The 22,541-nt window shown below is 67.9% G+C and carries 25 protein-coding genes; 5 read left to right on the top strand and 20 right to left on the bottom strand.

Annotated elements, in window-relative coordinates:
* Positions 1-23 precede the first annotated feature (23 nt).
* The 7 genes from JYG37_RS27975 to JYG37_RS27945 form a co-directional block, all read right to left on the bottom strand.
* Entirely contained in the window at positions 24-965 is a 942-nt protein-coding gene (locus JYG37_RS27975) for an ABC transporter substrate-binding protein (protein WP_050012448.1), read from the bottom strand.
* Between the two features lie 71 nt (positions 966-1,036).
* Positions 1,037-2,074: an ABC transporter permease gene (locus JYG37_RS27970; protein ID WP_050012336.1), complete on the bottom strand. Its 1,038-nt coding sequence runs from the start codon at positions 2,072-2,074 to the stop codon at positions 1,037-1,039.
* A gap of 27 nt (positions 2,075-2,101) precedes the next feature.
* A complete protein-coding gene (locus JYG37_RS27965) occupies positions 2,102-3,640 on the bottom strand; it encodes a sugar ABC transporter ATP-binding protein (protein ID WP_176016341.1) in 1,539 nt (512 codons plus the stop codon).
* Positions 3,641-3,652: 12 nt separating this feature from the next.
* Entirely contained in the window at positions 3,653-4,429 is a 777-nt protein-coding gene (locus tag JYG37_RS27960; RefSeq protein ID WP_176016342.1) for an SDR family oxidoreductase, read from the bottom strand.
* 88 nt (positions 4,430-4,517) lie between these two features.
* On the bottom strand, positions 4,518-5,795 hold the full coding sequence (locus JYG37_RS27955) for an L-fuconate dehydratase (RefSeq protein WP_050012333.1): 1,278 nt from the start codon (positions 5,793-5,795) through the stop codon (positions 4,518-4,520).
* A gap of 23 nt (positions 5,796-5,818) precedes the next feature.
* The gene (locus JYG37_RS27950; protein WP_050012332.1) at positions 5,819-6,661 is read right to left on the bottom strand and encodes an ureidoglycolate lyase; all 843 of its coding nucleotides are present in this window, start codon (positions 6,659-6,661) and stop codon (positions 5,819-5,821) included.
* Positions 6,662-6,718: 57 nt separating this feature from the next.
* The gene (locus tag JYG37_RS27945; protein WP_124652927.1) at positions 6,719-7,483 is read right to left on the bottom strand and encodes an SDR family oxidoreductase; all 765 of its coding nucleotides are present in this window, start codon (positions 7,481-7,483) and stop codon (positions 6,719-6,721) included.
* Positions 7,484-8,144: 661 nt separating this feature from the next.
* Here JYG37_RS27945 and JYG37_RS27940 point away from each other — a divergent pair.
* The 3 genes from JYG37_RS27940 (at position 8,145) to JYG37_RS27930 (ending at position 10,106) form a co-directional block, all read left to right on the top strand.
* Positions 8,145-8,435 carry a DUF3331 domain-containing protein gene (locus JYG37_RS27940; protein ID WP_048243381.1) on the top strand — a complete coding sequence of 97 codons (291 nt, stop codon included), beginning with the start codon at positions 8,145-8,147 and terminating at the stop codon, positions 8,433-8,435.
* Between the two features lie 170 nt (positions 8,436-8,605).
* Positions 8,606-9,592, top strand: a complete 987-nt coding sequence (locus JYG37_RS27935; protein WP_089489788.1) for an oxidoreductase — start codon at positions 8,606-8,608, stop codon at positions 9,590-9,592.
* A 214-nt stretch (positions 9,593-9,806) separates the two neighbouring features.
* Positions 9,807-10,106 carry a DUF4148 domain-containing protein gene (locus tag JYG37_RS27930; protein ID WP_050012329.1) on the top strand — a complete coding sequence of 100 codons (300 nt, stop codon included), beginning with the start codon at positions 9,807-9,809 and terminating at the stop codon, positions 10,104-10,106.
* A 194-nt stretch (positions 10,107-10,300) separates the two neighbouring features.
* Here JYG37_RS27930 and JYG37_RS27925 read toward each other — a convergent pair whose 3' ends face one another.
* The 6 genes from JYG37_RS27925 to JYG37_RS27900 form a co-directional block, all read right to left on the bottom strand.
* Entirely contained in the window at positions 10,301-11,497 is a 1,197-nt protein-coding gene (locus JYG37_RS27925) for a TauD/TfdA family dioxygenase (RefSeq protein WP_213346241.1), read from the bottom strand.
* A 23-nt stretch (positions 11,498-11,520) separates the two neighbouring features.
* Complete coding sequence (locus tag JYG37_RS27920) at positions 11,521-12,477, bottom strand: alpha/beta hydrolase (protein WP_213346240.1); 957 nt, start codon at positions 12,475-12,477, stop codon at positions 11,521-11,523.
* A gap of 57 nt (positions 12,478-12,534) precedes the next feature.
* The gene (locus JYG37_RS27915; protein ID WP_213346239.1) at positions 12,535-13,023 is read right to left on the bottom strand and encodes a thioesterase family protein; all 489 of its coding nucleotides are present in this window, start codon (positions 13,021-13,023) and stop codon (positions 12,535-12,537) included.
* A 10-nt stretch (positions 13,024-13,033) separates the two neighbouring features.
* Positions 13,034-13,999, bottom strand: coding sequence for an L-carnitine dehydrogenase (locus JYG37_RS27910; protein ID WP_213346238.1), 966 nt, complete (start codon positions 13,997-13,999; stop codon positions 13,034-13,036).
* A gap of 89 nt (positions 14,000-14,088) precedes the next feature.
* Positions 14,089-15,018, bottom strand: coding sequence for a 3-dehydrocarnitine:acetyl-CoA trimethylamine transferase CdhC (cdhC, locus tag JYG37_RS27905; RefSeq protein WP_213346237.1), 930 nt, complete (start codon positions 15,016-15,018; stop codon positions 14,089-14,091).
* Positions 15,019-15,079: 61 nt separating this feature from the next.
* Entirely contained in the window at positions 15,080-16,033 is a 954-nt protein-coding gene (locus JYG37_RS27900; RefSeq protein ID WP_069617412.1) for a choline ABC transporter substrate-binding protein, read from the bottom strand.
* 447 nt (positions 16,034-16,480) lie between these two features.
* On the opposite strand from JYG37_RS27900, the gene JYG37_RS27895 reads away from it, so the two are divergent.
* A complete protein-coding gene (locus JYG37_RS27895) occupies positions 16,481-16,648 on the top strand; it encodes a hypothetical protein (RefSeq protein ID WP_160300498.1) in 168 nt (55 codons plus the stop codon).
* Positions 16,649-16,683: 35 nt separating this feature from the next.
* On the opposite strand, the gene JYG37_RS27890 is transcribed toward JYG37_RS27895, so the two are convergent.
* Complete coding sequence (locus JYG37_RS27890) at positions 16,684-17,565, bottom strand: LysR family transcriptional regulator (protein WP_089489626.1); 882 nt, start codon at positions 17,563-17,565, stop codon at positions 16,684-16,686.
* Positions 17,566-17,686: 121 nt separating this feature from the next.
* On the opposite strand from JYG37_RS27890, the gene JYG37_RS27885 reads away from it, so the two are divergent.
* Positions 17,687-18,130, top strand: coding sequence for a DMT family transporter (locus tag JYG37_RS27885; protein WP_089489789.1), 444 nt, complete (start codon positions 17,687-17,689; stop codon positions 18,128-18,130).
* A gap of 53 nt (positions 18,131-18,183) precedes the next feature.
* Here the strand turns inward: JYG37_RS27885 and JYG37_RS27880 are convergent, their stop codons facing one another.
* The 6 genes from JYG37_RS27880 to JYG37_RS27855 are packed head-to-tail and all read right to left on the bottom strand — an operon-like array spanning position 18,184 to position 22,536.
* Positions 18,184-19,689, bottom strand: coding sequence for an aldehyde dehydrogenase family protein (locus JYG37_RS27880; RefSeq protein ID WP_213346236.1), 1,506 nt, complete (start codon positions 19,687-19,689; stop codon positions 18,184-18,186).
* 33 nt (positions 19,690-19,722) lie between these two features.
* Positions 19,723-20,262 (bottom strand): c-type cytochrome, encoded by a 540-nt coding sequence (locus tag JYG37_RS27875; RefSeq protein ID WP_213346235.1) that lies wholly within the window; start codon positions 20,260-20,262, stop codon positions 19,723-19,725.
* Complete coding sequence (locus JYG37_RS27870; RefSeq protein ID WP_213346234.1) at positions 20,259-20,759, bottom strand: c-type cytochrome; 501 nt, start codon at positions 20,757-20,759, stop codon at positions 20,259-20,261. The genes JYG37_RS27875 and JYG37_RS27870 overlap by 4 nt, the downstream gene beginning before the upstream one ends.
* Entirely contained in the window at positions 20,756-21,310 is a 555-nt protein-coding gene (locus JYG37_RS27865; RefSeq protein ID WP_050012318.1) for a methylamine dehydrogenase light chain, read from the bottom strand. The genes JYG37_RS27870 and JYG37_RS27865 overlap by 4 nt, the downstream gene beginning before the upstream one ends.
* A gap of 39 nt (positions 21,311-21,349) precedes the next feature.
* A complete protein-coding gene (mauD, locus tag JYG37_RS27860) occupies positions 21,350-21,985 on the bottom strand; it encodes a methylamine dehydrogenase accessory protein MauD (RefSeq protein WP_213346233.1) in 636 nt (211 codons plus the stop codon).
* Positions 21,982-22,536, bottom strand: a complete 555-nt coding sequence (locus tag JYG37_RS27855) for a MauE/DoxX family redox-associated membrane protein (protein WP_050012316.1) — start codon at positions 22,534-22,536, stop codon at positions 21,982-21,984. The genes mauD and JYG37_RS27855 overlap by 4 nt, the downstream gene beginning before the upstream one ends.
* Between the last annotated feature and the right edge of the window lie 5 nt (positions 22,537-22,541).

Below are 22,541 nucleotides of genomic sequence, written 5' to 3'. Positions count from 1 at the left end.
CCGCCGCCGCACGTCCGCCACGTTCAGTCGTACAACACCGCCGCGATCTTCGGATCGTCGATATTGGTCTTGTCGTACCAGTAGAACCCGGTATCGATCACCTTCGGCAGCTTCTCGCCCTTGATCGCCTTCACGGCCGCCTCAACCGTCTTGTAGCCGATGCCGATCGGGTTCTGCGTGATCGCGCCGGCCATCAGCCCGCTGCGGATCGCGTCCTTCTGCTGCTTGCCGGAATCGTAGCCGACGATCACGACCTTGCGCTTCATCTCGCGCACGCCGTTGACCACGCCGATCGCCGACCCCTCGTTGGTGCCGAACAGCCCCTTGAGCTTCGGATATGCCTGCAGGATCGACTTCGTCACTTCGGTCGACTTCAGCTGATCGCCTTCGCCGTACTGCACGGTCACGACCTGCACCTTCGGGTGCGCCGACTTCATCCGGTCGAGGAAGCCGTCGCGGCGGTCGATGCCGGTGCGGCTCGTCTGGTCGTGCGCGACCACGGCCACCTGCCCTTCGTCGCCGATCAGCGCGGCGAGCTTGTCGGCGGCGAGCGCGGCGGCCGCCTTGTTGTTGGTCGCGGCCGTCGTCACCGGAATGTCGCTGTCCACGCCCGAGTCGAACGCGATCACCGGGATCTTCTCGGCCTGCGCCTTCTTCAGCAGCGGCAGCGCGGCCTTGCTGTCGAGCGCCGCGAAGCCGAGCGCGGCCGGCTTCTTCGCGATCGCGGCCGACAGCATGTCGATCTGCTTGTCGACCATCGCCTCGGTTTCGGGCCCTTCGAACGTCACCTTCACCTTGTAGTCCTTCGCGGCCTGCGTCGCGCCCGATTTCACGGCCTGCCAGAACTGATGCTGGAAGCCCTTCGAGATCAGCGGGATGTAGGTTTCCTGCGCGTGCGCGCCGGCCGTGACGCCGACGGCGAACGTCAGCCCGACGATCGCGTTCAACACCTTGCTCCTGATCACTTCGCGTCTCCTTTTTTCGTATCGAATGAAATGCCGGCCGAAACCGGCGGTGAAGCGCATGCCTGCGTGTGTCAACGGCGGCGCCGGCGCAGGATGTCCACGTAGACGGCGAGGATGATGATCACGCCCGTCACGACCGTCTGCCATTCCTGCGCGACCGACATGATGCGCAGGCCGTTGGTCAGCACGCTCATGATGAACGCGCCGATGATGGTGCCGACGATGCTGCCCGCGCCGCCCGACAGCGACGTGCCGCCGATCACGACGGCCGCGATCGCATCGAGCTCGTAGCCCTGCCCGAGCGCCGGCTGCGCGGAGTTCAGCCGCGACGCGATCAGCAGCCCGGCGATCCCGCACACCGCGCCGCTGAACGTGTAGACCGCGATCTTCCACGCATCGACGTTCACGCCGGATAGCCTGAGCGCCTCCTCGTTGCTGCCGAGCGCGAACGTGTAGCGGCCGAAGATCGTCCGGTTCAGCACGATCGACGCGCCGATCGCCACGAGGAACAGGATCAGCACCGCGTTCGGAATCGGCAGCGCGGGAATCAGGTTGCCGATCAGCGAATCCTGCGCGATCGACGTGAAGCCCGGCGTGTCGTTGAAGTAGATCGGCCGCGTGCCCGAGATCACGAGCGACAGCCCCTTGAGCAGCATCATCATGCCGAGCGTCGCGATGAACGGCGGCACCTTCATCTTCGCGATCACGAAGCCCGACACGCAGCCGGACAGCGCACCGAAGCACAACGCGGCCAGGATGCCGAGCGGCAGCGGCATCCCCCATTTCGTCAGCACGACGCCGGCCATCACCGCGCAGAACGTCATCAGCGTGCCGACCGACAGATCGATGCCGGACGTGATGATCACGTACGTGCAGGCGACGGCCAGCACGCCGTTCACGGCAGTCGCCTGCAGGATCGACACGAGGTTGTCGACGTCGAGGAAGTTCGACGACGCGAAGCTGAAGAACGCGATCAGCAGCACGAGGCTCGCGAACGCGAGCAGCTTCTGCCGCGCGGCCGGGTTGAAAAAGCGCGCTTTCAGGCTCGATGCGGCCGCCGGCGTGTCGCCGGTGGCAAGGGGCGGAACGGGATGCGTATCGTTGGACATGATCGTTAGGCGTCTGAATCGGGACAATCAGGACAACACGGTCGACTCGCGCTGCGTCGCGAGCTGCATGATCTTTTCCTGCGTGGCGTCGGCCGCGCGCAACTCGCCGGTCACGCGGCCTTCGCACATCACGAGAATCCGGTGGCTCATGCGCAGCACCTCGGGCAATTCCGACGAGATCATCACGATCGCCTTGCCGTCGGCGGCGAGCGCATCGAGCAGCTTGTAGATCTCGCTTTTCGCGCCGATGTCGATGCCGCGCGTCGGCTCGTCGAAGAACAGGATGTCGCAGTCGCGCAGCAGCCACTTCGCGATCACGATCTTCTGCTGGTTGCCGCCCGACAAGAGCCGCGCGGGCTGCGCGACCGACGGCGTGCGGATCGCGAGCTGGCGCACGTACGACTGCGCGGCGTCGCGCATCGCGCGCGCGTCGAGGAACAGGCCGCGGCGCACGAAGCGGCGCATGCTCGACAGCGCGATGTTGTTCTGCACGTCCATCCCGACCGCGAGCCCGAAGTGCTTGCGATCCTCGGACAGGTAGCCGATCCCGTATTTCACTGCGTCGGCCGGCGTGCGGATCGTCACGGCCCGGCCGTGCACGCGGATCTCGCCCGCATCGACCGGATCCGCGCCGAACACCGCGCGCGCGACCTCGGTGCGGCCCGCGCCCATCAGCCCGGCGAAGCCGAGGATCTCGCCGCGCCGCAGCGTGAAGCCGACGTCGCGGATCGCGCGGCCGCGCGACAGCCCGCGCACTTCGAGCGCAATCTCGTTCGCGGACGTATCGGGCGGCGTGCGGGTGTCCGCATCGAGCTGGCGGCCGACCATCATCGCGATGATCGTGTCCATCGACGTGCCCGCCATCGGCACGGTCGCGACGTACTTGCCGTCGCGCATCACGGTCACGCGATCGGCGATCTGGCGCAGCTCGTCCATCTTGTGCGAGATGTAGACGATGCCGACGCCGTGCGCGCGCAGGTCGCCGATGATGCGGAACAGCTCGGCGATCTCCGCGTTGTTCAGCGCGGCGGTCGGCTCGTCCATGATCAGCACGCGCGAGTCGAACGACAGCGCCTTCGCGATCTCGACCATCTGCTGCTTCGCGACCGTCAGCCGGCCCACGAGCGTGCGCGGGTCGAGATCGAGCCGCATCCGCTGGAAGATCGCGGCAGCGTCCCGATTCAGCCGGTCTTCGTCGACGAACACGCCGAAGCGGCCGCGCGGCTCGCGACCGATGAAGATGTTCTGCGCGACGCTCAGGTGGTTCATCAGGTTCAGCTCCTGATGGATGATGCCGATGCCGAGCGCCTGCGCGGCACGCGGGTCGACGATCTCCACCGGGCGGCCGTCCATCCGGATCTCGCCCGCGTCGCGCGGGTAGACGCCCGCGAGAATCTTCATCAGCGTCGACTTGCCGGCGCCGTTCTCGCCCATCAGCGCATGCACTTCGCCCGCACGCAGGTCGAAACGGCAATCGTCGAGCGCCTGCACGCCCGGAAAGCGCTTGCCGATGCCGGTCAGCGCGATCAACGGCGGCGCGGTGTTCGGGTTCAGGTCGGGTTGCATGGAACGCGGCCCTCAGCTGATCGCACGATCGAGATGCGTATATCCGCCGTCGACGAACAGCCACTGGCCCGTCGTGTGCGATGCGCGATCCGACAGCAGGAACACGGTCGTATCGGCGATCTCGCCGGCCGTGGTGAAACGCTGGCCGAGCGGCACCTTGCCGGCGATTGCCGCGACTTTCGCTTGCGGATCGTCGAAGCCGGCGATCCAGTTCTGGTAGAGCGGCGTCATCACCTCCGCGGGAATCACCGCGTTCACGCGCACGCCGTCGTTACGCAACGCGACCGCCCATTCGCGCGTCAGCGCGAGCTGCGCACCCTTCGACGCGCAATAGCCGCTCGTGTTGCCCTGCCCGGTCACGGCCGTCTTCGACGAGATGTTGACGATCGCGCCGCGCGTCGCCTTCAGGTGCGGCACGCAGTAATGCGCCATCACGTAGTAATGGATCAGGTTGCGTTCGAGCGACGCAACGAACGCGTCGCGCCCCGCGTCGAGCCCGATGCTGTCGTTGATGCCCGCGTTGTTGACGAGGCCGTCGATGCGGCCGAAGCGCGCGACGGTCTGCGCGACCGCGTCGCGGCACTGCGCGTCGTCCTGCAGTTCGACAGTGACGCACGCGGCGCGCGGCTGTTTCTGTGCAAGTGCACGCCAGAACGCATCGTCGGGCGCGTGGCGCGCGAACACCACGGGAATCGCGCCTTCGCCGGCCAGCCGCATCGAGATCGCGGCGCCGATGCCCGACGCGCCGCCGGTCACGATCACGACCTTGTCTTGCAGGTTCAAATCCACTTCGCGTCTCCGTCGTTCATGTTGTCGCCGCGCACGGTGCGCACCACGCGCACCACGCAAATGGCGCGCCGTCGTGCGTTGCCGTGCGTCAGCCGCGGAACCGGTACTGCTCCAGCGATTCGGGCTTCATCTCGATCGAGAAACCGGGCGCCGTCGGCGGCATGTACGCCGCGCCGCGCACCACGCACGGTTCGACGAAATGCTCGTGCAGGTGATCGACGTATTCGGTCACGCGCCCTTCCTTCGTGCCGGAAATGCACACGTAGTCGATCATCGACAGGTGCTGCACGTATTCGCACAGCCCGACGCCGCCCGCATGCGGGCACACCGGCAGCCCGTACTTCGCGGCCATCAGCATCACCGCGAGAATCTCGTTCACGCCGCCGAGCCGGCACGCGTCGATCTGCACGACGTCGATCGCGCCGCGCGCGATGAACTGCTTGAACAGCACGCGGTTCTGGCACATCTCGCCGGTCGCGACCTGCACCGGCGCGATCGCCTCGCGGATCTTGCGATGCCCTTCGACGTCGTCGGGGCTCGTCGGCTCCTCGATGAACCACGGCCGCGCGAACGCGAGCGCGCGCACCCAGTCGATCGCCTCGTCGACTTCCCACACCTGGTTCGCGTCGATCATCAGCTTGCGGTCGGGGCCGATCACCTCGCGCGCGATCGTCACGCGGCGGATGTCGTCGGCGAGGTTCGCGCCGACTTTCAGCTTCACGTACTCGAAACCTGCTTCCACCGCCTCGCGGCACAGCCGGCGCAGCTTGTCGTCGCTGTAGCCGAGCCAGCCGGCCGACGTCGTGTAGCACGGATAGCCGTCACGCTCCAGCGCGGCGATCCGCGCGGCCTTGCCGGGCGCCTGCCGGCGCAGCAGGTCGAGCGCTTCGTCCGGGCTCAGGCAGTCGGTCAGGTAGCGGAAGTCGATCGCCCGCACCAGCTCCTCCGGGCTCATGTCGGCAACGAGCCGCCACAGTGGCTTGCCGACGGCCTTCGCCCACAAATCCCACACCGCGTTGACGACGGCGCCCGTCGCCAGGTGGATCGCGCCCTTGTCGGGGCCGATCCAGCGCAACTGGCTGTCCGACGTGACGTGCCGCCAGAAACGGCCCATGTCCTCGCGAATCCAGTCGAGGTCGAGGCCGACGACGAGGTGGCGCATCGCGTCGATCGCCGCGCAGCAGATTTCGTTGCCGCGCCCGATGGTGAACGTGAGCCCGTGACCTGCGAGCCCGTCGCGATCGGTTTCGAGGATGACGTAGGCCGCCGAATAATCGGGGTCCGGATTCATCGCGTCGGAACCGTCGAGCTGGCGCGAGGTCGGAAAGCGCACGTCGAGGACGCGCATCGATCGAATGATAGGCATGACGAACCGTCCGTTGAAGGGAATCAGGCCTGCACGGTGCGCTGGCGCTGCTCGCCGAGCCCGTCGATGCCGAGCGTGATCACCTGTCCGGCGCGCAGGTAGACGGGCGGTTTCTGCCCGAGGCCGACGCCCGGCGGCGTGCCGGTCGAGATCACGTCGCCCGGCTGCAGGCTCATGAAGCGGCTCAGGTAGCTGATCAGGTGGGGCACGCGGAACACCATCGTCGCGGTCGTGCCGTTCTGGTAGCGGTGGCCGTCCACTTCCAGCCACAGTCGCAGCGCGTGCGGATCGGGCACTTCGTCGGCCGTCACGAGCCACGGGCCGATCGGGCCGAACGTGTCGTTGCCCTTGCCCTTGTCCCACGTACCGCCGCGTTCGAGCTGGTATTCGCGCTCCGACACGTCGTTCACCACGCAGTAGCCGGCGACGTGCGACAGCGCATCGGCTTCGTCGATATAGCGGCCGCCCTGGCCGATCACCACGCCGAGTTCGACTTCCCAGTCGGTCTTTTCCGAGCCGCGCGGAATTTCGACGTCGTCGTTCGGGCCCGAGATCGCGCTCGTCCACTTGCCGAACACGACGGGCTCCTTCGGCACCTCCATCCCGGATTCGGCTGCGTGATCCGAATAATTGAGCCCGATGCAGATGAACTTGCCGACGCGGCCGACGCACGCGCCGAGCCGCGGCATGCCTTCGACGAGCGGCAGCGACGACGGCGGAATGTCGCGCAGCCGCGCGAGCGATGCAGGGGTCAGCGCGTCGCCGGCGATATCGTCGATCACGCCGGACAGGTCGCGAATCTGGCCGTGCGCATCGAGCAGGCCCGGCTTTTCATGGTGTTTGTCGCCAAATCTCAGCAGTTTCATAGCGTTGTCTGAATGGAATCGGAAGGTAAATAGGAAGGCGCGGTCAGTTCGACACGGTCAGTTTGACCAGCCGCCATCGATCAGGTGAATCGTGCCGGTGGTAAACGACGCTTCGTCGGACGCCAGATAGAGCGCGAGCGCGGCCACTTCGTCCGCGCTGCCGATGCGGCCGATCGGCTGGCGCGCGACGAACGCCTGGCGCACCTCGTCGGCGGACACGTGGCGCGTGCGCGCCTGGTCGGCGATCCGCTGCGCCAGCGACGGCGATTCGATCGTGCCCGGGCAGATCGCATTGCAGCGGATACCGCGCTCGACGAAATCGGCGGCCACCGCCTTGGTCAGCCCGATCACGGCCGCCTTGGTGGTGCCGTACACGAAGCGGTTCGGCACGCCCTTCACGCTCGACGCGGCCGACGCCATGTTGACGATCGACGCGCCGCCGGCTTCGAGCATCGCCGGCAGCAGCGCGCGGATCAGCCGGTACATCGACGTGACGTTCAGGTTCAGCGAGAACGCCCACGCATCTTCGTCGCACTCGAGGATCGAGCCGTGATGCACGTAGCCCGCGCAGTTGAACAGCACGTCGAACGCGCGTTCGCTCGCGGCGAGCGCGGCCACCTCGTTCGCGTCGGTCACGTCGAGCCGCCGCGTGGCCAGCCGGCCGCCAGCGCGCTCGGCGTCGGCTTCGAGCCGCACCAGCGCGGCTTCGTTGATGTCGGTCGCCAGCACGTCGGCGCCCTCGCTCGCGAACCGCAGCGCGGTCGCGCGGCCGATGCCCTGCCCGGCCGCCGTCACCAGCGCGCGTTTGCCCTGCAATCTCATGAGCTTCTCTCCGAAAAAGCCGGCCGCCAGTCGGCCGATTGGCACAAAGGACTAAAGGTCCAACCAATCATAGGAACGGATCGCGCGTTTGTCACGAAATTGGGATTCAGTATTTACCCGGGGCGGGTCAATCCGTGCGGCGCACGAGAATGCGGCGCGCGACCGGCGTTGAAGTGCTGCCCCACTATCCGTTCAAACCCAATACCGGCGTTCCAGCCGATTCTTCAGGCGCGTCCCGTACCGCGCACGGGCGAAACTGACAAAAAAGTCATGTTCGCGTCAGGGTGCCAACGGGTGCCGCACGCCATCATGGCGTTGCCGGACCGCGCTTCCGGTACATCGCCCCCGCCCGCTCCGGATCCCGAGCGGGCACCTCCGTCCCCCGGCGATGTATCCCGTGACTGGGCGAGCAGACACGGTGTGCGGGCCGATTTTCCGCCCCGGGCTTCTTGTCCGGGGCTTTTTGTCTTTGGTTTTCCAAGAAAATAAGCGTCGATTGTTTCTAAATCGGCAAAAGGTAATTCGAGCCGGACAGGATGTTTTTTCCGGTCACAGACGCTTACATTTAGCGCACCACTCATGGAAACCCCTACGGATTCCCCCTTGGGTAGTGACACCCACTGCCATGGCCGAACCCGCACGGGCTTTAGGAAACGGCAAAATGAAGGCCTCCCAATCCCTGCCTGCGCTCGATCCCGCCGACGTCCACGTCGAAATCCTCGAACGTTCCGATACGCTGCTCGTCGTCCGCTGGGTCGAACCCGGCCGCTGTCATTACGGCGAACAACGCTGGCGCCGCCGCTTCGCGCAACGCACCGGCACCTGCGCGCTGTCGCGCCAGGTCATCCACCGCGGCGACGAAGTGTTCCGCCCGGCCGAGCGCCCGGCCCCCGCGAACGCCGCCGCCATGATCTCCGCCGCCGAGGTGCTCGCGCTGGCCGGCGGCAGGTAACACCCGCCGGTCCTGCGCCGGACTCGCGGCGCCACACCCTGAGCCCCGAATCCCTAGAAGCGCCGGTCTAATTCCTCCGCTTGTCTGCTCCGTCCGCCCGCACTATCGTTACACCATTCAATGTAACGATTAAGTGCCGCGGCCGACCGGCCGCGCCGATGGAGGCAGACATGCATGCATGGAGCGCGCGCCACGTCCCGGCGCAAGGCGGCAAGGTCGCGGTCGTAACCGGCGCCAACAGCGGCCTCGGCTGGCATCTCGCGGAAACGCTGGCCGCGAAAGGCGCGACGGTCGTGATGGGGTGCCGCGACGGCGCACGCGGCGCGCAGGCCGCCAACGCGATCCGCCGGCTTCATCCTCATGCACGCGTCGAAGTCGATCCGCTCGACCTCGCCGATCTCGCATCGATTGCACGCTTCGCGGCCGACGTCGGCGAACGCCACGGCCGCGTCGACATCCTCTGCAACAACGCCGGCGTGATGTTCCTGCCGCTGCGGCACACGCGCGACGGCTTCGAGATGCAGTTCGGCACCAACCACCTCGGCCATTTCGCGCTGACCGGCCATCTGCTGCCGGCGCTGCGCGCCGCGCACCGGGCGCGCGTCGTCACGATGTCGAGCGGCTTCAACCGCGGTGGCCGGATTCGCGTGGACGACCTGCGCGCCGCGCAGCGCTACAACCGTTATCTCGCCTATTGCGACAGCAAGCTCGCGAACCTCGTGTTCGCGATCGAGTTGCAGCGCCGCTTCGCGCGCGCGGCATTCGCGGGCATCAGCGTCGCCGCGCATCCCGGCTATGCGGCGACCAACCTGCAGTTCGCGGGCCCGGCGATGGACCGCTCGCCCGCCCGCGCCGCGTTGATGCGCGCCGCGAACCGTTATCTCGCGCAACCGGCCGACCAGGGCGCGCTGCCGGCGATTCATGCGGCCACGTCGCCCGATCTGGCCGGCGGCGCGTACATCGGCCCGTCCGGCTGGTTCGAATCGCGCGGGCTGCCGGCGCCGGCGAGCGTGCCGCGCGCGGCGCGCAGCGTGGCGGCGGCGGCGCTGCTGTGGGAAGCATCGGAAGCCGCGACCGGCGTGCGCTTCCTCAGCGCCGGGGCACCCGCCGGCCGCTCGCCGGGTCGGCCGCTCGATACGGCGGCCGAAGCGCGCTGAGTCGTGCGCCGGGGATCGCAACATTCCCCATACTTATTACGCTGACCGAAAAGACAGCCTGTTGAAAGACTGATGCGCCGCCGCACTGTTACCGGCCAGGAAACAATTTATCGTCAAAATCAGCGTTTACCCTGAACCCGCCGGTGACTAAGATTTGATCACTCGCTCAAGACATGGTGTCGGGAGCGAACCCAATAAAACACCGGAGGTCACCATGAAATCGCTCGTTTCCGCAGTCGTTGCCGCTGCCGCCCTGTCCGCTTCGTTCGGCGCATTCGCTCAAAGCACCGTGACGCGCGCTCAAGTGCGCAACGAACTGGTCCAGCTCGAACAAGCCGGCTACAAGCCGGGCGTGTCGAGCCCGTACTACCCGAACGACATCCAGAGCGCCGAAGCGCGCGTTCATGGCGCCGACACCAGCGGCTACGGCGCACAACCGGCTCCGCTCGTCCATTCGGGCGCGCCGGCAGCCGCTTCGTCGAACGCACGCGACTCGATCTTCTTCGGCCAGTAAGCCGATGCGCCCCCGGCGGGCGCCGCGCGTCGCGCGATGAAGTCACGCAGTCCGGACGAGCCCCCTTCGCGGGGCTCGTCTGTTTTGTGAAACGCATACCTCCGCCGCCCGGCAGCGGGTGGCTTCGCCCGGACGCTTGGCGTCCGGGTGCTTTTTCCCCAAGAGGTCGTGCGTGAAGACGCCGTGTGTGTCGATCAGCGCGCAGCGTCGGCCGGCACCGCCCGCGACAACACGCGCCACCGCGACAGCAATTCGTCGCGATCGACGTAACAGCCCTGCAAATGCCGGCGGCCCGTCGACGGATCGAACTCCGTGCGCGCATGCAGCACGCGCCGGTTGTCGAACGCCCACATGTCGCCGGCCCGCAGCCGGCGCTGCACGCGAAAGCGCGGCTCGCGCGCCAACGCGAGGAACCGCCGGTACGCGCGATAGACGGCCGCGACCGAGCCGGTCGGCGCATCGAGCGGCCCGCGCAGGAAGTTCGCGACGCGCACTTCCGTCACGTTGCCGCGCGCATCGCGCCCGATCACCGGCGCCGAACAGCGGTAGTCGCTGTTCGCGCTCTTGTTCCAGAACTCGAACGGCGTCGATGCGAGCTGCTCGAAATCGTCCGGATGTTCGCGCCGCAGCGCATCCGCGAGCGCGAAGCCGTCGAGGAAGATGCTGTCGCCGCCCGTCGCGTCGTTCGCGAGGCAATGCAGGAATTGCACGCCCGGCTGCAATTCGCGCGTCGGCAGGTCGGTGTGCGGCGGAAGATTCAGCGACGTATACGCATTGCTGTCCGGGCGCGGCTTCGATTCGACGTCGAACAGCACGCCGAAATTGCTTTCGCGGATCAGGCCGACGCGGCGCGCGACCTCGTCGACGCGGCCCCGCTCGGCCGGCACGCCTTCGACGAGCGTCAGCCCCGTGCGCTGCAATGCGCCGAGCCATGCGAGCAACGCGTGATCGTCCTCCATCACGTCGCGCCACGCGAACACGCCGATCGCCGTCGCATCGTCGCCGGTCCATATGTGCCGCCCGTGCGCGGCCGCGCGCTCCGCGCGCGACGCGTCGTCATATGCATGCGCACGCAACCAGCCCGGCGACCACGCGCTGCGGTGTCCGTCGTTCCATTCGACATGCAGCGCGCCGTCGGTTTCGACGTGCACGGTAAGCGCGGACAGATCCGCGCGCGCATCGGCGATCTCGAAGACCTGTTCGCGCGTGATCGCATGCACGCACGCGGAACACGCGCAATTGTCGCGCAGCCAGTCGAAATGGAACGGCGATCGTCGCGCGTCGCTCCATTCGACGTCCACCTTGCCGTCGCCAATCGTCGCCGCCGCGATCGCCGCGTCGGCCGAAAATGTCCGCCAGTCCTCGATACGGTGTTGCGCTGCCGCCTGCATCGTTGCCTCCCGGAAAACGCCCGCTACGCGTGTGGTGCGAGCAAGAACCTGCCGACCATCCGGTGCATCCGTGCGGCCTGCGGGCTCGTCCCGAGCGCGCGCCAGCAGCCGTGCACCAGCCCCTCTCCCATCCAGTAGTTCGCGACGCCGCCCGCCGCGCGAACCCGTTCGACGTACACGCGCGCATCGTCGCGCAGCGGATCGTGCTCCGCGCCGATCGCGAGCACCGGCGGCAAGCCGTCGAACCGCCCGGCTTCGAGCGGCACCGACGCGCGCAGCAACGGGTTGCCGTTTCGCAGCACGTCGGACAAGTCACCGCCCCAGTACAGCGCGCGATAGCGATGCACGTCGTCGAGCGTCAGCATCGGCGCGTGCGCTTCTGTTTCGCGCGCGGGCGACTGCGGTTCGAAACCGAGCATCGGATAAACGAGCGCGATGCCGTCCACGCTGCCTTCGCCCGCATCGCGCAGCGCGGTCGCCACCGCCGCCGCGAGCATCCCGCCCGCGCTGTCGCCCGCGAGCGTCAACGGATGCACGCACGGCCCGAACGACCAGCGTGCATTGCGCGCGGCACGCGTGACTGCCACGCAATCCTCGAGCGCGGCCGGCGCGCGGTGTTCGGGCGCGAGGCGATAGTCGACGGCAATCACGTCGAGGCCCGTATCGGCCGCCAGTTGCGCGGTGATCAGCGCATGGCTGTCGAGCGAGCCGACGACGAAACCGCCGCCATGAAAAAACAGCACCGTGCCGCGCGGCGTGCCGTGCGCGGACGTATAGCGCCGCAGCGCGATCGCGCGACCGTCCGGCGCGCGCCACACGGCGTCCTGCTGCACGATGCCGGCGGGCAGCGCGGCCGGCGTCCATTCTGCCGCGAAGCGGTCGTACAGGCGGCGCTGCTCGTCGGGCGAACGCGCCGCCGCATCGGCCGGATACCACGCGTCGACGGCCGCGACGAACGCCGCGATTTCCGGTTCGAGCATCGTGTGCGCTCCGCGGTCGAAGACCGAAGGTAGAAGATCGTGAAATGAAGCGCGCCGCTAGCGGCGCGGCGGCAGCCCGATCACGCGGCCCGCATAAGCGGGCGCCGCGCAATCGCGCTGCAACGCATGCAGTTCGGCCACGCGCGCGGCCACGTCGTCGTCGAACGGCGCCGATTTCGCACCGTCGCGCGTATCGACGTGCAACAGCATCTGCTCGCTCGCCGATACCGCGTCGTCATGCCCGTCGGCGAACAGTTCGAGATACAGGTGCATGCGCTTCGCGTCGTGCGCGAGCACACGCGCATCGACGCGCACCGGCGTACCCTCCTTGATCTCGCGCAGGTAGTTCACGTGCGCTTCGAGCGTGTAGACCGAGCGCCCTCGTTCGCGACGCGCGGCGTCGTCGAGGCCGATGCGATCCAGCAACGCATCGGTCGCGAAGCTGAAGATCAGCAGGTAGAACGCATCGCGCAGGTGGCCGTTGTAGTCGACCCATTCGGGCCGCACCACGTCGCGGTAAATCGTCAGCGGGGTATCGCCCGTCATCGCCTGTCCTTTATTCGTCGAATCGCATCCCGTGCCGCGCCTTCACCGCGGCGATCGATTTCAGCACCTCGGTGATGCACTCGTCGCGATAGCGTTCGAGCTCCTTGATGCTGCGCGTGCCCTGCTGTTCGGTCGTGCCTTCGACGACGCGGTCGATCAGTGCGTCGGTCAGCGTCGGCGCGACCAGCTTCGTCCACGGCAGTTCGAGCGCAGGGCCGAATTGCTGCATGAAGTGTCGCATGCCCGCATCGCCGCCGGCCAGCGTGTAGGTCAGGAACGTACCCATGAACGACCAGCGGATGCCCGCGCCGAAGCGGATCGCATCGTCGATCTCGCCGGTCGTCGCGACGCCTTCGTCGACCAGATGCAGCGCCTCGCGCCACAACGCTTCGAGCAGACGGTCCGCGATGAAGCCCGGCACTTCCTTGCGCACGTGCAGCGGCCGCATGCCGAGGGTGCGATAGACCTCCATCGCGCCTTCGACCGCTTCCGGCGACGTGCGCGCGCCGCCGAGCACCTCGACGAGCGGCAGCAGGTAGACGGGGTTGAACGGGTGGCCGACCACGCAGCGCTCCGGATGCGTCGCCCGCGCGTAGAAATCGGTCGGCAGCAGCCCCGACGTCGACGACGCGATGATCGCGTCGGGCTTCGCCGCGCGGCTGATCTGCTCGTGCAGCTCGAGCTTTAGCGCCTCGCGCTCGGGCGCGCTTTCCTGGATGAAATCGGCATCGGCGACGCATGCTTCGATCGTCGGCACGAACCGCAGCCGCGCGGGATCGGCGCCCGGCGCGAGGCCGACGCGTTCGAGCGCGGGCCACGCGTTCGCGACGCTCGCGCGCAACCGCGCTTCGGCGCCCGGCGCCGGGTCCCACACAACCACGTCGAGACCGTGTGCGAGCGCGCGGGCAATCCATCCGCTGCCGATCACGCCGGTGCCGATCGCGGCAAACGTGTTGATGTCGGTCTTCAATGCCATGTCAACGCATCCTTCGAATCAGGGGAAATCGGTGGGTGGTCTCGCGTGCGCGCAGGCCACCCTGTCATGTCAGTCAGTCGGCGAAAAACTCACGCGAATTCGGCGAGCGCGCGACGTTCGAGCGGACGTTCGCCGCGCGCCGGCAGGCCGAGCTTGCGGCGGCCTTCGGCCGGCGTCAGCACGCGGCCGCCGAGCCGTTCGACGATCTCGCGGGCGCGCTCGACGAGCGTGCCGTTGGTCGCATGCACGCCGCGGTCGAGCCAGATGTTGTCCTCGAGACCGACCCGCACGTGGCCGCCGAGCAGCATCGCCTGCGCGACCATTGGCATTTGCATGCGGCCGATCCCGAAGCCGGCCCAGTGCGCGCCCGGCGGCAGGTTGTCGACCATCGCCTTCATCGTGCCCGTGTCGGCCGGCGCGCCCCACGGAATGCCGAGGCACAGCTGGAACAGCGGCGGATCGTCGAGCAGCCCTTCCTTCAGCAACTGCTTCGCGAACCACAGATGGCCCGTATCGAAGATCTCCAGCTCCGGCTTCACGCCGAGTTCCTGGATGCGTTTCGCGCCGGCGCGCAACTGCGCGGGCGTCGACACGTAGATGTAGTCGCCGTCGCCGAAATTCAGCGTGCCGCAGTCGAGCGTGCAGATCTCGGGCAACAGCGCCTCGACGTGCGCGAGGCGCGTGAGGCCGCCGACGAGGTCGGTGCCCTTGCCGAAGCGCATCGGGTCCTCGCCCGGGCCGATCTCGAGATCGCCGCCCATGCCGGCCGTGAGGTTGATGATCACGTCGACGTCGGCCGAGCGGATGCGGTCGACCACTTCGCGATACAGGTTCGGGTCGCGGCTGCCGCGCCCCGTCTGCGGATCGCGCACGTGGCAGTGGGCGACCGTCGCGCCGGCCTTCGCGGCTTCGATCGCGGCGGCCGCGATCTCCTTCGGCGTGACCGGAATCGCTGGATGCTTGCCGACCGTATCGCCCGCGCCGGTGACCGCGCAGGTGATGATGACTTCGTGATTCATGATGGGTGCCTCGCTTGATTCGGGTTGTGTCGCATTGCTAATGGCATAGGGGCGCGGGCCGTTACAGCCCGAGATACGCCTTCACCGCAGGCAGGCCGTCCTTGCCGTCGAACGTCTTGACGCCCGCGAGCCACGGATCGAGCACCTGCGGGTTCTTCTTCAGGTACGCCTTCGCGGCATCGGCCGGCTTGGTCTTGTTCATCACCGTCTGCATCAGCTGGTTCTCGAGCTGCGTCGAGAAGCGCAGGTTCGTCACGAGCTTGCCTGCGTTCGGGCAGCGCGCGATGAAGTCGGGCGCGGTGAGCGTGTACACGCGCGCTTCGCCGTAGTTCGGGCCGAACGCCGCGTCGCCGCCGGATAGGTAGTTCATGCTGAGCTGGATGTTCATCGGATGCGGCTCCCAGCCAAGGAACACGACCCACTTCTTCTCGCGGGCCGCGCGCTCGACCGTCACGAGCATCCCGGCCTCGCTCGATTCGACGAGCTTGAAGCCGCCCAGCCCGTACTGGTTCGTGTCGATCATTTTCTGGATCGTCGCGTTCGCGCTGCTGCCCGGCTCGATCCCGTAGATCTTGCCGTCGAGTTCCGCACGGTGTTTCGCGATGTCGTCGAAGGTCTTCAGGCCGGCCTGGTACGCGTAGCTCGGCACCGCGAGCGTCGCCTTCGCACCGGACAGGTTCGGCGGCTCGACGACGTTGATCGACTTGCTGTCGAGGAACGGCTGCAGCTGCTTCTGCTGCACGGGCCACCAGTAGCCGAGCGACACGTCGAGCTGCTTGCTCTTGAGACCGGCGAACGAGATCGGCACCGACGCGATCGTCGTGGTCGGCTTGTAGCCGAGCGCCTCGAACACGGTCGACGCGAGCGCCGTGGTCGACGTGATGTCGGTCCAGCCGATATCCGCGAAGCGCACGGTGCGGCAGGTCGCGGCCTCCGTCTCGGCCAGCGCGGCTTGCGTGAACGCGCCGGTCGCCAGCACGGCCGCGGCAAGCGCGGCGATCTTCGTCGACTTCATGGTTCGGTTCCTCCCGATTGGTCTCGCGGCAGCCGGCACGCGGAGTGTGCGCCGGCCTGCATCGTGGGAGTAAAAGTAACGAGCCATATTCGCCGCGAGAAGACCGGCGGCGACCTGTTCTTGCCTGTTTGCGACTATGAGTGGAAACCACTATGTTTCGTCTGAGGCTTGACTGACGGGGGTTTCGGGTTTCTCCGGGGAGCGGCGGGATTGCCCGGATGCGGCGCGCACCTTTCGATTCTTCCATGGCCATGCTGACGGATTTCCGACAGGTCGCCGGAGGCCGTGGGCCGGCCCTATGCTGGCAGTCGCCGAGCGATCGCGCGCGGCCTGCCCGTTGCCGTGCCGACTCGTATCGTCCGGCCGTTGCGCGTCGCTCGAACGGATGCGGACGGACACGGCCGGCCGTCGCGATGTCCGTCTCCGGTCTTTCCGCCAAGGAACACCATGATGCTTGCCGCTTTCTTCGTCGTCGCCCTCGTCGCCCTCGTCGTGCCCATGCGCCGCCGCGTGATGCGCAGCGCCGATGCGAAACTTCGTGCGCAATTCGATGCGGAAGGCCCGCGCGGAGACGCGTCGCGCCGGTTGATGCACGATGCGGGGTACCGCGTCTGAATATCGACGTCGGGCCCGGTGGCGATGCGGCGCGTTCAGCCCGCCGTCACCACCCGCACGAACGCGTCCGCGAGCACCGTAGGCTCGATCGGCAACACCAGCGCGCACACCGATCTCGCATCCTCGTCCGAAATCGGCACGAACACGACGCCGTCGATCCCGATGCTCGCCATCCGCGCCGGCACGATCGCCACGCCGTGGCCGGCCGCGACGAGATTCAGCATCGACGTCTTCGGCGACACGATCCGCGCGGCCGACGGCACGAAGCCGCGCTTCAGGCACAGATCGATCACGACGCGCGCGAGGCCGCCCCGCTCCCGATACACGGCCGAGACGAACGGCTCGCGCCGCAACCGCGCGATCGCGACGCGCTTGCGGTGCGCGAGCGGATGATCGGCCGGCACCGCCACGCACAGGCGTTCGGCCGCCAGCTCGACGAAACGCACGCGTGCATCGCGCCGCAGCACCGGCAACCGAACGATCCCGACATCGGCCTGGCCGTTCGCGATGTCCGTCACCTGATCCTCGGACGACGCGCGGTCGAGATCGATGCGCGCGCCCGGACAATCGCGCATGAGGCGGTCGAGATCCGGCATCAGGCTGCTGACGGGCACGGTACTGGAATGCAGCAGCCGCAGCACGCCGGCCTCCCCGCGCGAGAACTGCGCGCCTTCGTCGGCGGCCGCCGTCAGCGTGGCCGGGATCGACGCCACGCGTTCGCGGTAGAGCGCGCCGGCCGGCGTGAGCCGCACGCCTCTCGGTTCGCGGTCGAACAGCAGGAACCCGAGTTCGTCCTCGAGCTGGCCGATCTGCCGGCTGAGCGCCGACTGCGCGACATGGAGCGCACCCGCGGCCGGCGTGAAGCCGCCGAGGTCCGCCACGGTCAGGAAATACTGGATTTGCCGGAGTGATGGCATGCCGAAACGAGATGGATGAGCGCCAGATTCGATATTTGTGTTATACCGGCGCGCTGCGCAGAATGAAAGCCTTCCGTGCCCGCACCACCGTGGCGGCCACGCTTTCGGCGCGTTCATCTTCGTGACTACCGTCCTCTCTTATTTGCTGGTCGCGGCGGCCGGCATCAGTGTTGCGTTGCAGCAGGTGCTCAACGCGAACCTGCGCACGCAGATCGGTTCACCGTGGTGGGCCGGGTCGGTCAGCTACGTCGTCGGCCTCGCCGCGATGCTGGCGGTCGCGCTGCTGTCGCCTCACCCGCGCGTGAGCGGCACGTTGTCCGGCGCCGGGTCGTGGTTCAGCTGGACGGGCGGATTCTTCGGCGCGGTATTCGTCGGCGTCGCGATCCTGATGGTGCCGCGATTGGGCGCGGCGACGACGCTCGCGCTGATCGTCGTCGGGCAGATGACCGGCGCGCTCGTGTTCGACCACTTCGGCGTGCTCGGCATCCCGCAGCATTCGGCGAGCGCGATCCGCATCGCCGGCGCGGCGTGCCTCATCGTCGGGGTCGTGCTGATCCGCGCGTGACGGCGGCGCGTGCGTGGCCTATATGCCGGCCGCGCACGCACGCGCCGCGACGCTCACGCGTAGTTCATCATCACCGACTTGCTCTCCGTGTACTGGTCGATCACCGCGCGGCCGAGTTCGCGGCCGAAGCCCGACTGCTTCATCCCGCCGAACGGCAACGCGTTGTCGAGCAGCGAATGGCAGTTGACCCACACGGTGCCCGCGGCAATACGCGGAATCAGCTTGTGGATCGCCGCAAGATCGTTCGACCAGATGCTTGCGCCGAGCCCGTACGGCGTGTCGTTCGCGAGCTGCACGGCCGTATCGACGTCGTCGAACGGCATCGCGACGAGCACCGGCCCGAAGATTTCCTCGCGCACCACGCGCATCGCCTGCGTCGTATCGACCAGCACCGTCGGTTCGACGAAGAAGCCGGGGCCGTCGAGCGCGCGGCCTCCCGCCGCCGCGCGCGCGCCCTCGCCGAACCCCGAGTCGATGTAACCGCACACGCGCTCGCGCTGCTTCGCCGACACGAGCGGGCCGATCTGCGTCGCCGGGTCCATCCCCGGGCCGATCTTCAGGCTCGCGGCGAGCTTCGCGACGCGCTCGATCACGCCGTCGAACACTTTCGCGTGGATGTACGCGCGCGAGCCGGCCGTGCACACCTGCCCCTGGTTGAAGAAGATCGCGTTCGCCACGCCCTGCGCGGCCTTGTCGAGATCGACGTCGGGCAGCACGATCACCGGCGACTTGCCGCCGAGTTCCAGCGACATCCGCGTCATGTTGTCGAGCGCCGCGTGGCCGATCGTCTTGCCCGTCTGCGTCGACCCGGTAAACGCGATCTTGTCGATGCGCGGATCGCGCGACAACGCCGCGCCGGCCGTGTGACCGTAGCCGGTGACGATATTGACGACGCCGTCCGGGAAGCCGGCCGCCTGGATCAGCTCGCCCAGCCGCAAGGCGCTCAGCGGCGTGTCTTCGGCAGGCTTCAGCACGACGGTACAGCCCGTCGCGAGCGCCGGCGCGATTTTCCACGCAGCCATCAGCAACGGAAAATTCCACGGGATGATCGCGCCGACCACGCCGACGGGTTCCTTGCGCGTATAAGCGAAAATTTCGCTGTCCGGCAGGTACGGCATGCCGGCGTCGATCACGCTGCCTTCGATCTTCGTCGCCCAGCCGGCCATGTAGCGGAAGCACTGCGCGGCCATCGCGACGTCGAGCCCCTGCGCGACCGTCACCGGCTTGCCGTTGTCGAGCGATTCGATCTCGGCCAGCTCGCGCGCGTTCGCTTCGATCAGGTCGGCGAGCACGAGCATCAGGCGCTCGCGGTCGGTGGTCTTCGCGGTGCGCCACGGGCCAGCATCGAATGCACGGCGCGCGGCGGCGACCGCCTGCTGCACGTCGCGCTCGTCGGCTTCGGGCACGTGCGCGATCACGGTGCCGTCGGCCGGGTTCACGACATCGAGCTGGCGGCCCGACGCGGCGTCGCTCCATTCGGCGCCGATCAGCATCTTCTTCGGCTTCGCGAGAAACGCACGCGTCGCGTCGAGCAGCGCAAAGGTTTCGTTCGTCTCCATGTTCCTGTTTCCCTGATTCGTTGAGTGAGTCGGTCAGTAGCGCTCCGTGACGCCGTCGATCCCGCGCGCCTGCAACGCGCGGACGAGCCCGGTGCGCACGGTCGCGACGTCGGACAGCGCGGGGCGGCGATGCGCGGCGACTTCGGCGGCCGTATACGGCTTGAAGTCGCGCGGCAGCGCGTCGCGGTTCATCGTCGTGAGCACCCAGTTCAGCACGTCGGCCAGCTCCCGATCCGACAGCGCCGAGTTAGACGCACCGGGCACGCGCATCACGTATTCGCGCCCGGCCGGCAGATGCGTGAAATAGCCGAGCGAATTCGCGAGCGGCGGCACCTTGCCGGGAATGCCGCCGCCCGTCGCCGTGTGGCAACCCATGCAGTTGAGGACCCAGTGCTGCCGTGCGAGCGCGGCATCGGCCGCGCCGTCGGCCTGTGCGGGTGCGGACACGATGAACGCGCAGGCCGCGGCGCCCGACAGCAGCAGCCAGCACGACAGGCGACGCGGCAGGCCGCCGAACCGCGATGACGACGACGCGCACCGCGTGCCGTGCACGGACGCGCGCACGCCGTTCACAGGCCGAGCCCCTTGATCACCACCGCGCGCTGCGCGTGCACGGCCGTGCCGTCCATCTGCTTCGCGCGCGCCGCGCGGATATCGGCCGCGGTGAACGGCTTCGCGTCGCCGTGCTGCGCGTTGAGGTCGAACACGACGTAGTTCAGCACGTGCGCGATGTCGTCGTCGCTCGCGCTCGCGAACGACGGCATCTTGAAGTTGTAGCGCTTGTCGTGCACCTCGATCTCGCCGAACATGCCGTGCAGCAGCGTCGCGATCAGCTGCGCCCGGCCGGCTTCCGCCGCCGCGTACTTGCCCGGGTACTCGGTCAGCGGCGGCGCCAGCCCGTCCTGCCCTTTTCCGCCCGCCTGGTGACACACCGCGCACTGTGCGTCGAACAGGCTTTTTCCGGCCGGGTGATGCACGGCTTCCTGTGCGCCGGCCGCGCCGGGTAATGCGAAGGTCCCCACGGCCGCCATGCATGCAACGACGGTCCTTCCTGCCTGCTTCACTTTCATTGCTTAGCCGCCCCTAGCAGAACCGAAACCGAACAGTGGTAATTCGAATTACCGTTCGCCATGCACCAGTTGATGTCGTTGTTCAGCGACAGCTTGTACAGCGGCTTCTCGCGCTCGTTGCGGTTGCAGAAGCACTTGCCGCACGAGGTCTTGCCGCAGCAGTCGTTGTACGACACGATGTAGTCCGAACCGTCGTGCGGATTGCGGCAGGTGCCGATCCACGTGATCGGCGACGGCGTCGTGCCCGGCGGGCAACTGCTCGACGTGCCGCCGCAGCAGCTGCAAAGCCAGCCGTCGATCGCGCAGTATTTCCAGTAGTCGCAGCTCGTCGGGTCGTCGCTCGCGCCCGCCGCGGCGGCACCGGATGCACCCGGCGCCGCCGATGCCCCGGATGCCGCATCGGCCGCATACGCGGTGCGATCGACGGGCAGCAGCGGCAGCAGCGCCGACCCCACCAGCACCTTGCCGAGCTTCGCCATCGCGCTGCGCCGCGAACTGTGCTGCGCGACGCCGCGCGCCGACCGCTCGAACCATGAATCAAACACGCCCATGTCGTCGTTCTCCAATGACGTTGAAAAAGGTCCGGCCGGTCATGCGTGTTGCGCGTGCGCGTCGTGCGCATCGTGGCTGTGATCGCCGTGCACGAACTGCTGCAGCGACGCGACGCCGCGCTCCTTCGCCTCGAACAGGCTCTCGAGGTGCTCGCGCGTGTTGACGAGCCCCTTCGCGCGCACGGCGCCCGTTTCGTCGAGCAGCACCGCATACGGCAGCTTGCCGATCTGGTACGCAAGGCCGAGCTCCTGCGACAGCACGTACGGGAAGCGCCCGAGGTCGTGCTTTCGCGCGAAGCGCGCATGTTCGTCGGCATCGCCGTCGCTCGCGAGCACGATGTTCGCCGGCGTCGCCTCGCTGGCCTGCAGCGACGGCAGCAGCGGCAGCAGCTTCTTGCAGACCGGGCACGTCGGCGACAGGAAGAACAGCAGCGTCGCCTTGCCCGCTGCATCGATGCCGCCGACTTTCACGTGCGAGCCGCGAAGGTCGGTCAGTTCGAACGTCGGCGCGATCGTGCCGACCGCCGGCCCCTTGTCGATCATCAGCGCGCCGGCCGGCATGATGCGTTCGTACAGGATGCCGATCTGGCGCACCAGCGCGAGGCAGATCGCGCCGAGCGCGAGGACGGCCACCCACAACAGGGCGGTGGAAGCGGTAAGAGCGGTTTGCATCATGAATTCCTCAGATGAGAAAGGCGCGGGACGTTGGCGAGCAGCACGTCGACGGTAAGCAGCGCGCAGACGATCAGCAGCACGGAGAAGAACAGCGTCAGGTAGTCGAACCACACGACGGCGCGCGTGCCCGGCTCGACGAACGCGGTCGCGGCCAGCGCGACGAGCAGCAGCACGCGGCCGACATGGAGCCAGCCGATGCCGCGCGGCGCGTCCGCACGGGCGGCGGTGAAGCCGGAACAGCCGCAGTCGATGTCGGTGTGGCCGCGCAGCAGGTTGATCGCGAGGCCGGCCGCGAACGCCAGGAGCAACGCGATCAGGCCGGTCGCGCCGGCCGCGCGCGTGTCGGGAAACAGCAGCGCCACGGCGGCGACGACTTCCGCGAGCGGAATCGCGAACGCGACGGGCGCGGTCAGCGCATCGGACAGCAGCCGGTAGCCGGCGAGCGCGTGGCGAAACGCGGCGGGGCGGCGCATCTTCGCGAAGGCGCCGAGCAGCACGACGGCGGCCGCGCCGGCCTGCGCGCTGGTGGCGAGTACGGGATCGACGGTCATCGCGG

This window comes from Burkholderia sp. LAS2, assembly GCF_018417615.1.
Classification (GTDB): Bacteria; Pseudomonadota; Gammaproteobacteria; order Burkholderiales; family Burkholderiaceae; genus Burkholderia; species Burkholderia sola.
The sequence above is the reverse complement of the archived record's forward strand: the minus strand, read 5'-3'. Positions and strand labels throughout refer to the sequence as shown.